Origin of the sequence: Mycoplasmopsis lipophila, from assembly GCF_045276895.1 — a bacterium.
Lineage (GTDB): Bacteria > Bacillota_I > Bacilli_A > Mycoplasmatales > Metamycoplasmataceae > Mycoplasmopsis > Mycoplasmopsis lipophila.
In genome coordinates, this window is record NZ_CP174165.1 from 494,761 (window position 1) to 510,764 (window position 16,004).

The 16,004-nt window shown below is 23.7% G+C and carries 14 protein-coding genes; 13 read left to right on the forward strand and 1 reads right to left on the reverse strand.

Annotated features, from left to right (window positions below; genetic code table 4):
- Positions 1-90 precede the first annotated feature (90 nt).
- Positions 91-2,055, reverse strand: a complete 1,965-nt coding sequence (locus ACJA27_RS02225; protein ID WP_406617673.1) for a hypothetical protein — start codon at positions 2,053-2,055, stop codon at positions 91-93.
- Positions 2,056-2,412: 357 nt separating this feature from the next.
- On the opposite strand from ACJA27_RS02225, the gene gyrA reads away from it, so the two are divergent.
- The 13 genes from gyrA (at position 2,413) to ACJA27_RS02290 (ending at position 15,975) form a co-directional block, all read left to right on the forward strand.
- Positions 2,413-5,184 (forward strand): DNA gyrase subunit A, encoded by a 2,772-nt coding sequence (gene gyrA, locus ACJA27_RS02230; RefSeq protein WP_406617674.1) that lies wholly within the window; start codon positions 2,413-2,415, stop codon positions 5,182-5,184.
- 15 nt (positions 5,185-5,199) lie between these two features.
- Positions 5,200-6,789 (forward strand): MAG5620 family putative phospho-sugar mutase, encoded by a 1,590-nt coding sequence (locus tag ACJA27_RS02235; protein ID WP_406617675.1) that lies wholly within the window; start codon positions 5,200-5,202, stop codon positions 6,787-6,789.
- Between the two features lie 89 nt (positions 6,790-6,878).
- Complete coding sequence (locus tag ACJA27_RS02240) at positions 6,879-7,025, forward strand: hypothetical protein (protein ID WP_406617676.1); 147 nt, start codon at positions 6,879-6,881, stop codon at positions 7,023-7,025.
- The gene (locus ACJA27_RS02245) at positions 7,019-7,519 is read left to right on the forward strand and encodes a hypothetical protein (RefSeq protein WP_406617677.1); all 501 of its coding nucleotides are present in this window, start codon (positions 7,019-7,021) and stop codon (positions 7,517-7,519) included. Before ACJA27_RS02240 ends, ACJA27_RS02245 begins: the two co-directional genes overlap by 7 nt.
- A 54-nt stretch (positions 7,520-7,573) precedes the next feature.
- Positions 7,574-7,849, forward strand: a complete 276-nt coding sequence (locus ACJA27_RS02250; RefSeq protein WP_406617678.1) for a hypothetical protein — start codon at positions 7,574-7,576, stop codon at positions 7,847-7,849.
- A gap of 7 nt (positions 7,850-7,856) precedes the next feature.
- Positions 7,857-8,300: a hypothetical protein gene (locus ACJA27_RS02255; protein ID WP_406617680.1), complete on the forward strand. Its 444-nt coding sequence runs from the start codon at positions 7,857-7,859 to the stop codon at positions 8,298-8,300.
- Between the two features lie 361 nt (positions 8,301-8,661).
- Positions 8,662-10,035 carry an ABC transporter ATP-binding protein gene (locus tag ACJA27_RS02260; protein ID WP_406617681.1) on the forward strand — a complete coding sequence of 458 codons (1,374 nt, stop codon included), beginning with the start codon at positions 8,662-8,664 and terminating at the stop codon, positions 10,033-10,035.
- Positions 10,019-10,855 carry an ABC transporter permease gene (locus tag ACJA27_RS02265; protein ID WP_406617682.1) on the forward strand — a complete coding sequence of 279 codons (837 nt, stop codon included), beginning with the start codon at positions 10,019-10,021 and terminating at the stop codon, positions 10,853-10,855. Before ACJA27_RS02260 ends, ACJA27_RS02265 begins: the two co-directional genes overlap by 17 nt.
- A complete protein-coding gene (locus ACJA27_RS02270; protein ID WP_406617683.1) occupies positions 10,848-11,663 on the forward strand; it encodes an ABC transporter permease in 816 nt (271 codons plus the stop codon). Before ACJA27_RS02265 ends, ACJA27_RS02270 begins: the two co-directional genes overlap by 8 nt.
- On the forward strand, positions 11,650-13,227 hold the full coding sequence (locus tag ACJA27_RS02275) for a hypothetical protein (protein WP_406617684.1): 1,578 nt from the start codon (positions 11,650-11,652) through the stop codon (positions 13,225-13,227). Before ACJA27_RS02270 ends, ACJA27_RS02275 begins: the two co-directional genes overlap by 14 nt.
- Before the next feature lie 78 nt (positions 13,228-13,305).
- Positions 13,306-14,310: a nicotinate phosphoribosyltransferase gene (locus ACJA27_RS02280; protein WP_406617685.1), complete on the forward strand. Its 1,005-nt coding sequence runs from the start codon at positions 13,306-13,308 to the stop codon at positions 14,308-14,310.
- Between the two features lie 2 nt (positions 14,311-14,312).
- Positions 14,313-15,050 (forward strand): glycerol-3-phosphate 1-O-acyltransferase PlsY, encoded by a 738-nt coding sequence (gene plsY / locus ACJA27_RS02285; protein WP_406617686.1) that lies wholly within the window; start codon positions 14,313-14,315, stop codon positions 15,048-15,050.
- A gap of 46 nt (positions 15,051-15,096) precedes the next feature.
- Positions 15,097-15,975, forward strand: a complete 879-nt coding sequence (locus ACJA27_RS02290) for a UTP--glucose-1-phosphate uridylyltransferase (protein WP_406617687.1) — start codon at positions 15,097-15,099, stop codon at positions 15,973-15,975.
- Positions 15,976-16,004 lie beyond the last annotated feature (29 nt).

The window sequence follows — 16,004 nt, forward strand, 5'->3', positions numbered from 1 at the left end:
CTGGAGCTTTATATTGATTAATTTTACTTGGAGTTATTTTTTCTTTTTCTGAAGAATCATTTAAATCAATAGCATCATTAGTGCCAGGTTTTAAAATTGTACTTGTGATTTAATAAAATTACTTAAATCAGACTGTAATTGAGTAATATCCTTATTATATTGTTCTCTACTTGAAATAATTTTGCTTTTTAGAACATTTTTAATTCCAATTCTTCCATTAGAATCATTTTTGTAAATGTATTGTCCAGATATATTTTCTATATATCTTTCAATAATTTCTTCATATTTTGTGTTAACTAATTTGTAAACAAATTTAACATCATGTTCTTCATTTCCAGTAGGAGTAGATTTTTCTGGAGAATTTTTTAAAATTAATGATTTAAATTCATCTATTTCTTTTACTATTGCTTTAGTTTCTAAATGTTTTTGTTTCTTTTCTTCTTTATAATTAGAAATTTTATTTTGGAAAAATTTAATAGAATTTTCATCAGTTCCATTAATTTGACTTAATTGCATTTTTCATTTAGATACAATATTTTCTAAAACATTTTTTATATCACTGTATAAACCGGTTGATAAATCATTATTTTCGCCGAATAATGGTGAAATAAAGTCATATTGGTCATGTCTAGGATCTAAATATTCAATTTCATTTTTATCTTTTTGTTGAGATCTTCATCTTAATAAATCATCTAAAAGTTTTTGATATTCGGGTTTTGTTTTTTCAATATCTTCTCTTAATTTTTCTGATTTATCTTTTAAATTTTTAAATTTATTAAAAACATCATTTAATTTTGTTTCTAATTCTTTATTTGTTTGATTTTGACTATTAAAGAATGTATGTAATGAGTTAAAATCTCTTTCCACACTTGAATTAGTAAATTCTGTGAAAAAGATATTTTGATTATTAATTTGAAATTCACTTTTATATTTTTCTATGTCTAAACCTAATTGTGTTTTTCTATTACCCAAGTCAATTCTAGTATTGTAAATTCTTTGTGCATTAAAAAATGCATTACCTAAATCTCTAGCTTCAAGTTCAATTTTTGAAATATCTGTATTGTCCTTGTAATCATTTTGTTTAATTTTAACATTTGGATTTGATAAAATGTTTGTATTTGCTTTTTCTAAAGCATTATCCAAAATACTTGTTCATTCTTCAAAATTTAATGTATATCCATTTGAATTGATATTTTTTGTTGCTTCAAGTTTTCAATTTTCTGCTCTTTTTCATAATGCTTCTAATTGTCTATAAGCATTTATTTTGTTATCTCTTTTAGTTTTAGATTCTTTTAATTTTTCAAAAGTGGTAATAAATTCTGCTAAAGCACTTTCATAATCTTTAACTTCAATATTTTCATTTTTTGTATTTTTCTTTTGTTCAAGTTTTGTTAAAGCATCTTTAAATTCTTGGTAGAAGTCATTATATTCATTATATCCTGCTAAAGTATTTCTAAAATCTTGCACTTCTTTTGATGCAATATAGTTTTCAATTTTTTCAATGCTTAAATGTTGTTTATTGTATAAAACCAAGGTTTCGCTAAATTCTTTGTATAATGCTTTAGTTTTTTCTATAATTTGAGTACCACTTTTATTTTCAGATAACAATTCTTTTGCTTCTTTAACTAAATCTTCTAAAACTTTTTTCTTATCTTCAAAAGCAACAGAAGTTAAAGAATTTTGAGTAAATTGTTCAACATGATTGATTAAATGTTTTAAGTTAGAATTTGGGTCAACAGAATTTGATTTAATGGTCTTGATAATAGCAAAAGTACCGGCACCTAAAACTGCTAATGAAGCAACAGCAGTTAAAGTTCAAAATAAACCAGATTTAAATCTAGCATTTGCTTCAATATCTTCCTTTGATTGAGTATTCACAGCTGGAAATGCTGTTGGTGTCATAGGCATCATAGGCATTAAATTTGTTTGTGGAACAAAGGGGGTAATTTGAGTTGGCACCTGTGTAGCAGGCATCATATTATTCATTGGTTGGTAAGGTGCGGGTGCTTGATTATTTACCGGAGCCAATAAATTTTCTTGAGTTTTTTTAGACATAAAAATCTCCTAAATTTTAATTTAAATAAAACTAAATTATTAACATTAGACTAGTGTCTTTTTTATTCATTAATAATTTATATATATTTTAATACATAAAAAAATATAACCAAAAAATATTTTATTGCTATAAATAGGGGGCAATTTATTTAATCTATGTGTTATAAAACTAAATAATTTATAAAAAATTATTGTTTTTAAAAATTCCTATTTTTCCAAATATTAAACAAAAACTAACCAAAAATAAGGTTTAAAAAACCTTAAAAAATCTCATTTTTTTGCTTATATTTGCTTATATGTTATAATAAAAATCATATTTATTATTAATAAATATCCTTAAAAAAGATGAGGAGTTTTATGGCTAAAGCAAAACAAAAAGAAATTAAAATTGCAGAAAAAAATGAAGTTTTAAACAATGATTTTAATGAAGATGATATTTTAAATTATGACAAAGACGAATTAAAAAAAGTTTTTGTTAAAGAAGAAAAAAAAGTTGAAGAAGATGAAGAAGAATATATTCCACAAAACAAACCAGAATATATTGTTCAATCACAAATTATAGATAAACCAGAAAATGGAATTGAACCAATTGATATTCATAAAGAAATGAAAAATTCTTTTCTTGAATACTCAATGAGTGTTATTGTAGCTCGTGCTTTACCAGATGCTAGAGATGGTTTAAAACCTGTACATAGACGTATTTTGTATGATATGAATGAACTAGGAATTTCATATTCTACTCAACACCGTAAAAGTGCTCGTATTGTAGGGGACGTATTAGGAAAATATCATCCACATGGTGATAGTTCTGTATATGAAGCAATGGTGCGTATGGCACAAGATTTCTCAATGAGATATCCATTAATTGATGGACATGGTAACTTTGGTTCTATTGATGGTGATCAAGCTGCTGCTATGCGTTATACTGAAGCAAGAATGGCTAAAATTGCTTCAGAAATGTTAGATGGAATTAAAAAAGATACAGTTGATTTTATTGATAACTATGATGCTAGTGAACAAGAACCAACTGTTTTACCTTCTCGTTTTCCAAACTTATTAGTATCTGGAGGAACAGGAATTGCTGTTGGTATGGCTACTAGTATTCCACCTCATAACTTAGGAGAAACTATTGATGCTGCTGTAGCTTTAGCTAAAAATCCTGAAATCACTATTGAAGAATTAATGAAACATTTACCAGGACCTGACTTTCCTACTGGCGGAATTATTTTAGGAACTAAAGGAATTTATGATGCTTATACTACTGGTAGAGGAGCAATTCCTTTAAGATCAAAAACTCGTATTGATGAATTAGCAAATGGTAAAAGTAAAATCATTGTAACTGAAATTCCTTATGAAATTAAAAAAACCTTAATCATCGAAAAAATAGCAGAATTAGTAAAAGATAAAACTATTGAAGGTATTGCTGATTTAAGAGATGAATCTTCACGTGAAGGAATTAGAATTGTTATTGACATTAAGAAAAATGCTAATCCACACATCATTTTAAATAAATTATTTAAAACTACTCCTCTACAAGTTAATTACAATGTTAACTTTGTTGCTTTAGTTAATGGAGAACCAAAATTATTAAATCTAAAAAGAGCTTTAGAAGTTTATCTTGAACACCAAGAAAGTGTTGTAACTAGAAGATTACAATTCGATTTAGGCAAAGCTGAAGAAAGATTACATATTTTAGAAGGCTTAAAAATTGCCATCCAAAATATTGATGAAGTAATCAAAATTATTAGAGGATCTAAAACCGATCTTGAAGCTCAAGAAAAATTAGCTTTAAGATTTAATTTATCAGATAAACAAACTAAAGCTATTGTAGACATGCGTTTAGGTCGTTTAACAGGTCTATCTATTGATAAAATGCTTGAGGAAATGGCAGAACTTATGAAAGAAATTTCTCACATCAAAGAAATTCTTTCAGATAGAAATAAATTAATTGATTTAATTGTTCAAGAATTATTAGAAATTAAAGACAAATACAATGATAGACGTAAATCAATTATTGATAGCGAAGCCGCAGGAAACATCACAGATGAAGATTTAATTCCTCAAAGAGATATTGTTATCACTACTTCGGTAAAAGGTTATGTAAAAAGAATGGATCTTGAAGAATATCGTATTCAAAATCGTGGTGGAGTAGGTATGAATACAATGAAAACCTATTCTGATGATGATATAGCTTCTATTGTAACCACTACCACTCATACAGATTTATTATTATTTTCAAACTTTGCAAGAGTTTATAGAATTAGAGCACATGAAATTCCTGATTTAACTAAACAATCAAAAGGAACCCCATTTATTAACATTATTCCTTCTCTTGATACTAAAAATAATGAAAACATTATATCTATGTTACCGGTAGATGATTATAGTGAAGATCGTTATTTATTCACTACTACTAAATTTGGTGTTATTAAAAAAACTTCACTATTAGAATATCAAAGAATTAATGCTAATGGAAAATATGCATTTAACTTAAAAGAAGGTGACGAATTAGTAAGAGCTTCAATATTAACTGATGATGAGTTAGTATTATTAGCTAATAATGATTGTCGGGTAATTAAATTTAATGCGAGTGATTTCAGACCTATTTCTAGAACCGCAACTGGAGTTATTGGAATGCGTTTAGATCCTGGACTTCAAGTAATTTCATCTTCTACCTCTTCTGAAGGAGCATTAATTTTAACTATTGGTAAAAAAGGTTATGGAAAATTAACCGGTCCTGATCAATTCAGATTAATTAAACGTGGTGGAAAAGGGGTTATGGGTCTAAATGCTAACAAAGCTGGATCTTTAATCTTTGCACGTTTTGTTAATCCACAAGATGAATTATTAATTATTACTTCTAATGGAACTACAATTAGAACAGCTATTAGTCAAATTTCTGAAACTGGTAGAGCTACTAAAGGTGTTAAAATAATGAACCTTAAAAATAAAGAAGAAATTGTAGCTATTGAAATTATTAAAAATAATGAACAAACTGATCCAGAAGCAACAAAAGCTGCAACTATGACTATCGATAACATTAAAAGTCAAACTAAAGAATATCAACTAGATGATGAAGCATCTTCAGAAGATTATGATGATAATGCAATGATAGAAGAAAAAGAATAGTTATAAAATTATTTTATGAAGTTAAAAGCTGAACAATGAATTAATTTTTTTAAAAATAATAAAGAAAAGTCTTCATTACTAAATAGAGTTTTTTCTAATTTAGTAAAATATGAAGACTATTTTCTTAGTTTACCAATGTATCAAAACCATCATATTATTTTTAATAAAAAATATGGATTTGCTAATTTTAATGAATATTCAGCTTCTTGATTAGCTCAAGCTTTAAATGAAATTGTATTTCAAAATGAAAGCCAAAAAATTTTTATTTCAATAGAAAATGAAAAATTTAATTTTAAAAGTTTAAATCATTTTAAAGATAAATTATCTTTAATTGAACATCAAATTTATCAATTTAATAATAGTAATATTTCTAATTTTAATTTTGCTTATTATGCTTCAAAAAAGATGAATATGGATTATTTAATCCATTTTAATTATTATGAAAAAGAAGATGTAGTTGATATATTAATTTACAATTTTAAACGAGGTTTTGATAACTTTTTATTAGACATAAAAATTAAAGAATTATTTGAATATTTAGAAAATAATGATTTAAATAATTTAGATTATAAGGAAAATAAAACCTTACCCATTGACTATGATTTTTATTTGGATGAATATACTTCTAATAACCATTTATTAAAAGCTTTTAGAAACATTAAACAAAGATACAAAACTACTAATTTAATTAATTCAAAAAATATTCATTGTCTTAATGAGACAGAATTTCTTTTAAATCGTTATAATAAGCAATTTTTAAAAAACTATATTAAAGAAAAAAATATTCATTATCTTTATAAAAATAAATTAATTGGGAATTTATTTTATAGAAATAAAAAAATTAATAATATTTTCAACTTTGATAGTAATAATAATTTAACAGTTATTACTCGACTAAAAGAAAAATATTTATATTTAAATAACCATAATTTATCTCTTATATATTTGGATTTTTTCTTACAAGAATTAAAAATTGATGGTGAAATGAATTTAAATAACTTTTTTGTTGTTCTACCAGTTAATGCTCCAAAAACTTTGAAAATATTATTAAATAGATATAAAGTTAATATTAAATATGAAAATGATGACCTAGATCAGCTTATAAAAAATCCAAATTGTTTATTCTACTATAATGAAAATCGTTTTATACCTAACCCTAGATTTTTCTTTTATTATGATAATTATTACTTTCTAGTTTGTTTAATTTGAATGTTTAATAGTTTATTAAATAGAAATAATTTATTAACTTATAAATGAGAACAACTAAAAGATAATTTAGGAGAAATTATCTTTAAAAATAAGGAAGTAAAAATTAAAGAATTAAAAAATGATTGATTAGACATTCTTAAAAAAAATGATTTAAAAAAGAATGATTTTTCTCTTGAAATAATTAATTTTAAAAATGATTTATTTCATTATTTATTTAAAATTAAAACTAACAATAATCATCAAATCATTGTTAAAAAAAATAATTTTAATAATCAAATTATTATAGAATATCAATTAATAACCGAATATCATGAAACCATAAACAATATATTTTTTGATTATTTAAAGATAAAAAAAATAATAAAAAAACTTATTAAAACCATAGATAAGAAATAATATTTCTTATTTTTTTATACTCTCAAATAATTAAAAATATTGATTTTTAGTATATTTTTTTATTTATTCAAGCAAGGAACAATATTAAAATGCAAAATAAAGAATATTTTTTAACCAAATTTTATGCTGAATATGAAATTTTAATCAAAAATAAAAGTAGAAGTTTAGTAACTTTAAAAACTTATAAACAAGTTTTAAATAAATTAAAAACTGGAAAAACTATAATGATTTGCTAGAACAAATTAATGAAATTTTAACTAATAATGATTCGGACAATTCTAATTTCACAAGAAGATCAATTTTTAAAATTTTTATAAATTGATTGAGTAATATTAATAAAGATTTTATTACTGAAACTAAAATAAAAAAATTTAAATGAATAAATGGCACAAGAACAGCTTTTTCTAAAAATGAATTATCCTTTATTCTAGAAGAAGTTAAAAACTATAATAATTTAAAATTTGAAAATATTTTTTTAATTTTTCTTTCAAATGGAATTAGAGTAAGTGAATGAAAAAATATAGATTGAAATGAATTAAAAAGAAATAATTGAAATATAAATATTAATGTAGCTAAAAAAGGTAATACTAGAATATTTAACATTCCTAATCATGGAATATTTGAAAATTTAAGAAATAATATTCTAAAACTAAATCTAGATCTAAAACCAAAAGCTATTAAAAATTTATTTTACAAATTTTCTTGCTTTGTAAAGAAAAGAAATCCCTAATTTTAAACATACTATTTCTACCCATATTCTTAGATATAATTTTGCTACTCAAGCATGAAAAAATTTAAGAAATTCAGAAAAACAGTAGCAAAATTATTAGGACACGTAAATTCTAAAACTACTGAAAATACTTATATAAATTTTGACCCTAATTATACAAAAGGAGAAATTGAAATAGCAACTATGTCAACCATTGAAGCATTAGATATTTTAGAATTGAGACAACAAATTAAAATTGATAGAGATAAAATTATTGTTTTAAAAGAAGAACTAGAATTTTTTAAACAAAATTTAAAAAATAAAAAAATTCCTATTTTTAAAATTAATTAAAATTTTTTTGAAAGGAGAAAAAAAGAAAACAAAAAAATTAAATAAAACATCACTTTTTAAAGAAATTTCTAAATATGATGATGTTGAATATAATATGATTAATATTGATGAAAAACAATTAACAAGATTTATCATTGATTGTAAGTTAAATAAATTAAAAGTAATAGAACCAACAAAGGAACCTGATATGGCAGTAGGAAACTTAACTATTAAAGAATTAACTAACATTATTAAAACTGTGGTGATTGAAAATACACTTTCTAAACAAGATGTCATTCAAATTTTTGATGAAAAAATTAAACTTATTAAAAATGAAATTTCATTAATAAAACAACAAATGGTTACTAAAGAATATTTAGATCAAAGATTAAAACCAATTGAAGAAGATATTAAAATGTTAAAATTATTTCATACTAGAGAAATTCAAGAATATCATAAAAATAATAAGTAGTTTTGTCTTAAAAAAACTACTTTTTTTAAGACAAAAGTTTTTATTCAATATATCAACTAAAAAATTATCATAATAAAATTATTGATAAATTATTCTTAAATAATTACTAATATTTTTAATATTAAAAAAAGAAAAATAATATATTTTTTAAGTAAAAATATATAATAATTTTCATTATGAATAATGATTTTTGGTTTTTAAATTTATATAGTAAAAAGACAAAATTTATACTTTTAATAAATAATGAAGATCTAACTTCCGATCTTCCTTTTAGTACTATTGAATATAGCCAAAATTTATATGATTTAGCCTCCTCACATAATTATTTATATCTATATTAATAATAATTAAGGAGATTTTTATGATAAAAACTAATAAAAGTCCTTACATAATTCAACTAAAAGACGTTGTAAAAGAATTTGATGATAAAGTTGTTCTTGATAACGTTAACTTAGACATTATGAAAGGACAATTTGTTACCTTATTAGGGCCTTCAGGTTCTGGAAAAACTACAATTTTAAGATTAATAGCAGGCTTTGAAAGAGCTACTAGAGGAGAAATTCAATTTTATGGAATTGATATAAAAGATTTACCACCTCATAAAAGGGATTTATCAACTATTTTTCAAGATTATGCTTTATTCCCTCATTTAAATGTTGAAGGAAATGTTAAATATGGTCTTGCTCTCAAAAGATATCCTAAAGAAATAATTAATCCTAAGTATGAAAAACTTTTAGCAGATAAACAAGTAATTTGAGATAAAAAAGCTAAAACAGAAATGGCTAAATTAGATAAATTACAAGAACAATATGCTGCTGAGATGAAAAAAATGAAGTCAAATTCTATTCAATATAAAAGAAGATTAAAATGACTTGATAAATCTGATTTTAATTATTCTTATTGAGATAGTTATGTTTTACAACAAACTGAAAAGTTTGAAAATAAATATTTAACAAGAAAAATAACCAAAGAAGAAATGGATAAAGAATTTCATAAAATTATTCAATTAGTAGGATTAGAAGGATCAGAAAAAAAATCTATCTCTCAACTTTCTGGAGGTATGAAACAAAGAGTTGCTTTAGCAAGATCTTTAGTTATTGAACCTGAAATTCTTTTATTAGATGAACCTTTATCTGCTTTAGATGCAAAAATTCGCCAAAAAATGCAAGTGCTTCTAAGAACTTTACAAAAAAAACTACAAAAAACTTTTATTTTTGTAACTCATGATCAAGATGAAGCTTTGGAACTTTCAGATAAAATAGCTATTATGAGAGGTGGAAGAATAGAACAATATGATACTCCTAAACAAATTTATGATTATCCAATTAATAAATGAGTAGCTTCATTTATTGGTGATTCTAATATTTATAATGGAACCTATTTAGGAAATGGAAAAGTAAGTCTATTTAATAATTTTACTTTTCCTACCATTCATAATGATGAGCAATTTAAAAAAGATACTGAAGTAGATGTATTAATAAGACCAGAAGATATTGATATTTATTTAAGTGATGAAAAAAATGAAAAACTTAAATCAAAAATATTAAATATGTCTTACCGTGGTAGTTATTATTACATTAAATTAGAACTTCCTACCAAAGATATTATCTATGTTGAAACTGCTAAAAAATTTGAAGTTGGACAAATTGTTTATTTAAGTTGAACTGATGATTCTATACATTTAATGAACAAAGATAGCAAATGGGATTATGAATCTAATGAATTCAAAAATTAAAAATAAACTTGGTTTAAATAAAAGATTACTCTTTTTATTACCTTATGCTTTAATTGCTATCTTTTTAATCATCTTACCAATTATTTTAATTATCATTAATGCTTTAACACCTAGAGGTAATTTTGATTCTTGACAATTAATTAAACAATTAACTACTTGAAAAATTATTTGGCGTTCTTTAAAAATAGGAATTATTTCTGCAATAATTTGTCTTTTTATTGCTTTTCCTTATGCTTATTTTATTTCCGCTACTAAAAGTAAAGCTTTAAAAATTTATGGATTAAGTTTTATTCTTACTCCAATGATGATTTTTACCATTGCTAAAATTTATGCAATCCGTGGATTTTTCTTATCAGTTTTTGAAGAAGAATCTCTAAATGCTGAGTGATTTATGATTTTAGCTTTAACTTATTTAAACTTACCATATATGATTATGCCTTTATATAGTGTTTTTAAAGATATGCCAAAAAACATTATTGAAGCTTCACAAGATTTGGGATACAATAGTTTTCAAACTTTATTTAGAGTTGTATTACCTTATGGGTTTAAAGCTATTTTAAGTGGTTTTGGATTAATCTTTTTAGCTTCTGCTACCACTTTTGTCATTAGTTCAAAACTTTTACCTAATGGTTCACAACTTCAAATGATAGGAGAAATTATTAATGATTATGCTAATCCTTCTAATCAATATGATTTAAGTTTAGGTAGTACTTTGGTTTTAGTTGTTTCAATTATTTTTATAGGTACTTATTCAGCAATCATTTTTTTACCTAAATTAATTATTAAATTAATTAAAAATAGAGGAGAAAAAAATGTCTAAATTTAAAGAAATTTTAAAAAACTCCTATCTTTATTTAATTTTATTATTAACTTATATTCCTTTAACTTTTGCAGTGGTTTTTTCTTTTAATAAGCCTACTGAAAAAGGTTATTTAAATAATGTTTGAAATGGTTTTACTACTAACACTTGAAAACATTTTCTAGATGAAGGTAGAGGAATTGCTTTAATAAATTCGATTATTATTGCATTTTTTGTTTCTATTATTGTAGTTTCCATTTCTTTAATTACTGTTTTTGGAATGTGAAAACAAAGAAATAAAACTTATGGAAAAATTGTAAAAAGCATTAACAATATTCCTTTTATCAATCCTGATAATATTACTGCCATTGGAATGTTTTTAATTTTTGGTTTATTCTTTGGAACTTTATCTTTTGCAAGAGAAGGAATCATAAGAGCTATTATTGCTCATTCTATTATGGCTTTACCTTATGGAATTACTTTAATGTATCCTCGTAGTAGTAAATTTAACATTAGTTTATTAGAAGCTTCACAAGATTTGGGTTATTCAAAAATTAGATCATGATTTAAAACTTATTTTATTTATATGATTCCTTCTATAATTTTTGTTACTTTGGTTTCTACCTTTTTAAGCTTTGATGATTTTATTATTATGCGTACTGTTTCTAATGCTTCTACATTAGGTACTAAATTATATGAAGGAACTTTTAAACCATGAGGATTAGTAGTAGGGGCTTCTTTATTAACTATTACTTTATTTGTTAATGTAATTTACATAATAATTAAAACTAGCAAAAATAAGAAAGGAGAAAAAAATGAAAGAAAATAATGATTTAGAAAAAGAAGAAAAAAATTCTAAAATAAAAAAATTTTTTAAACATAAAATTTTTACCAAAACTTTTGCTTTTTTTGCCTTTATTATAGGTTTATTTGCAATTTTAATTTCTATGATTAGTATTAAAATATCTAATAAATTTAAACCTTCATTTTATGGATATCAATCATATATGTCACCTGAAAATATCAAAAAAATTAATCAAAAATTTGATTATAAAGAATTTGGTGAAATTTCAGAATTTACCAAAGCAATTTTAACTAATAAAGCTGTTGCTGGAATAGGTAGCGATTCACAAGCGGTTAATTTAATTAAAAAAAATGTTCTTAAAAAAATAGATTATGAAAAAATATTTGGTAAAGGTATTAAATCTCCAGAAGCTTTTTTAAGAAAAGATATATGAGAACATATGCTAAGTTATGATAAATATTTAACTACTGATTATTGAGGAAATGTTTATAAAGATGAAAATGGTAATCCCAAACCTAGACATTTATGAGAGTATTTTTTACCATACTATTCACAAGATACTATTATTGCTTACAATCCAAGCAAACTCAAAAAACCTGCAAAAGATGTAAATTTTAAAAATGTTGATGCTAATGGAACCTTACCGATGATTGACATTTTAAGAACTTTAAAAGAAGAAGGTTATAACTCTTGAGCTATAACTAATGCAATTAGAGATAATTTAATTTATGGTTCTGCTTATCAAGCTAACTTAGAAGATGATGAGAAAAAAGATACTGAAGCTACAGGAAGTGTATATCCTGATACATATGAAGAATTAATTAAAAACTTTATTAAACTTATTCAAGATGGAACTTCATATTCAGTTAATGATGATAAGCATATTAACTTTAAATCTGATGGATTAGAATTATTAAATTTACTTTTAAATCCTAATTCCAAAATTAATGCTGCAATTATGTATAACGGTGATGGGATAGATGCATTTTATTCAGAAGATAACTTCAAAAATGTTAAAAATGGAACTATTAGATACATCAAACCTCGTAAAAATTTATTATTAGTAGATGGATTTGTTTTAGCAAATAATAAGAATAAAAATATTGATAATGAAGTATATGAAATAGCAAGAAAAACTTGAATGTCTAACTATACCAAAATTTATCAAGTTGCTAAAGATGTTTATAAAGATAAATCTACAGAAATTTTAAACAATCCCAATAGTGTTGAACATCTAGATAAAATAAAGAATATATATAAAATTGCTAAAGAACAAATTTTGCAAGAACAAAAGATTTTACAAGATAACTTAAATAAAACATATCCTAATGAAGAAAATAGACCTTCCATTTATGAATCTAATTCTAATCCTGGATTTCAAAATTTTAATTATATTGGTTATACTCCTACAAATCGCTTGGAATATGAACACATATATGAAAATTATTTTGAAAATGAAGATAAAGATTTTGAACAAAGAGCTAAAAAATTATATGAAATCACTGGTAAACATATTTCTATTAAACCTATTAGTGATGACCTATTATCTGAATTAAGTGTATATTATAATAAGCAAATTAAAGGTTAATTTAATATAATTATTAGGTTTAATTTTTTGTTAAACCTAATTTTATTTAAAAATTATCAAATCATAGAAATGAGACATATGAAAAACAAAAATAATTTGGACAAATATATTGCTAGTTATTTTCATAAAACTACTGAAATTTTAAAAAGCGAAAATCCAAACAACATCATTACTCTTCAATTTTTTCAAAGAAAAGATGAAGCAATTTTAGGAGGAATGGATGAAGTTTTAGCATTATTAAAAGAACATACCGATACTAGTAAATATATTATTAAATATTTACCGGAAGGAACTAAAATTTCTAACTTAGAAATTGTTCTTGAATTAGAAGGGCATTATCAAGATTTTGGAAAATATGAAGGAATGATAGATGGGATTTTATCAAGAAGTAGTTCTTTAGCAACTAATGCTTATGAATGTGTAAAAGCAGCGAAAAATAAAAAAGTTATTTTTATGGGAGATCGTGCAGACCATTATTTAATGCAAGAAATAGATGGTAAAGCTGTAGCATTAGGAGGAATCGATATGGTTTCTACTGAAGCACAAAATGTTTATCATCACATTAACACTTTTGGTTCAGTTCCTCACATTTTAATTCAAAATTTTGCTGGAAACACTACTAAAGCAATGGAAGCATATGCTAAAATTTTTCCTCAAAACAAAATCATTTCTTTAGTTGATTACCACAATAATGTGATAGCAGATGCTTTATCTTCTTATGAAAAATTACAAGATAAACTTTATGCTGTAAGAATAGATACATCTAAAAATATGATAGATCATATGTTTGATGGAACTGAACCACATTATGGAGTAAATGTAGAATTAGTTAAAAACTTACGTAATGCTCTTGATAATGTAGGGGCTAAAGAAGTAAAAATTGTTGCTTCTTCAGGTTTTGATGCTCAAAAAATTAAAAGTTTTGAAGACGAAAATGCTCCAGTAGATTTTTATGGTGTAGGACAGGCAATGTTTAAACTAGTTTCTAACTTTTCTGCCGATGCAACTTTATTAAATGGAAAACCTGAAGCAAAAGAAGGACGTTGTTATAGAAATAATCCTAAATTAAAATTATTTAAATAAATATGTTTATTTTATATAGTATATTATTAAATCTTTCTCTTGCTATTTTAGGTTATTTAATAGGTTCATTTAACATTGCAATTATTCTCAGCAAAAGATATAAAAAAGATGATGTTAGAAATCATAATAGTGGAAATGCTGGGGCTACCAATAGTTTAAGAACTTATGGAGTTAAATTTGCTTTAATTGTTTTTATCTTTGATGCTTTAAAATCTCTTATTCCTATTCTCATTACTGTATCTATTTTTAATCATGTAATTCCAAGCTTTGTTAACAAATATTATCTTTTTTCACATATCATTGGTTTAGGTGTAATAATAGGACACATCTTTCCTCTTTATCATAATTTTAAAGGAGGAAAAGGTGTAGCTTCTAGTGTTGGTTTTTTAATGAGTTTAAATCCTTTAATCTTTCTAATTGCTGCTATTATCTTTTTTAGTGTCTTTTTTATTTGAAAATATGTTTCACTAGCTTCAATTTTAACTGCTTTTTTAATGATTCCTTTTATTTTTATTCCATGAATGATTTTAAACTTTTCTGGAAAATGAATTAATGTCTTAGGTTTTATAGGTGGAGAAATCACTAAATTTTGATATCTCCAAGGAATTATTTATTCTATTATTGCTTTAATTGTAATTGTTTCTCATCATAGTAATATTAAAAGACTAATCAACCACACAGAAAAGAAAATGTTATCTAAAAAACAACAAAAATTAAAAGAACAAAATAATAACAAATAATTTACTTTTTTCTCTATAAATAAATATAAAAAAGGAAAAATAAAAAATGAAAAAAATAAAAAAATTAATTATTCCTGCTGCTGGTTGAGGAACAAGATTTTTACCTTTAACTAAAGTTATTCATAAAGAATTAGTTCCCATTTTAAACCGTCCTCTAATTGATTTATTGGTAGAAGAGGCATTAAAATCTGATATTGAAGAAATTATCATTATTATTAGTAATCGAAAACATAATGTTATAGATTATTTTAATGTTGATTATGAATTGCAAACAGAATTAGTTGAAAAAAACAAATTTGATTTATTAGAAGAAATCAAACACACTAATTTAAACGTTATTACTAAAGTTATTCAAACTGAACAATTAGGATTAGGTCATGCTTTAGCTTGTGCTAAAGCTTACATTCATAATGAACCCTTTGCTGTAATTTTAGGAGATGATTTAATAAAAGGAAAAGTTCCAGCTATTAAACAGTTAATAGAGGCATATTATCAAAGTAATGGTCAAAATATTTTAGGAGTGCAAGAAGTTAAAGAGAAAGATATTCACAAATATGGAATTGTAAAACCAATAAATAATCTCAATGAAGAAACAAAACTTTTTGAAATAGAAGACGCTATCGAAAAACCAGAACCTAAAAACGCCCCTTCTAATAAAGCAATTTTAGGAAGATATGTTTTTAATCCTGAAATATTAGATATCTTATCCAATATTAAAATTAATAAAAATAAGGAATTACAAGTAGTAGATGCTTTTAAAATTTTAAAAGAAAAATACCATCAAAAAATTTATGGATTAATTTTTGATGGTATTAGATATGATTTGGGTTCAATGGAAGGTTTTGTTAAAGCTAATATCGATTATGCTTTAGATAATAAAGATATCAAAGATGAAATTTTAGATTTTATTAAAACTAAAATTTAATTGTCTTCAATAAATAAAAAAACACATCA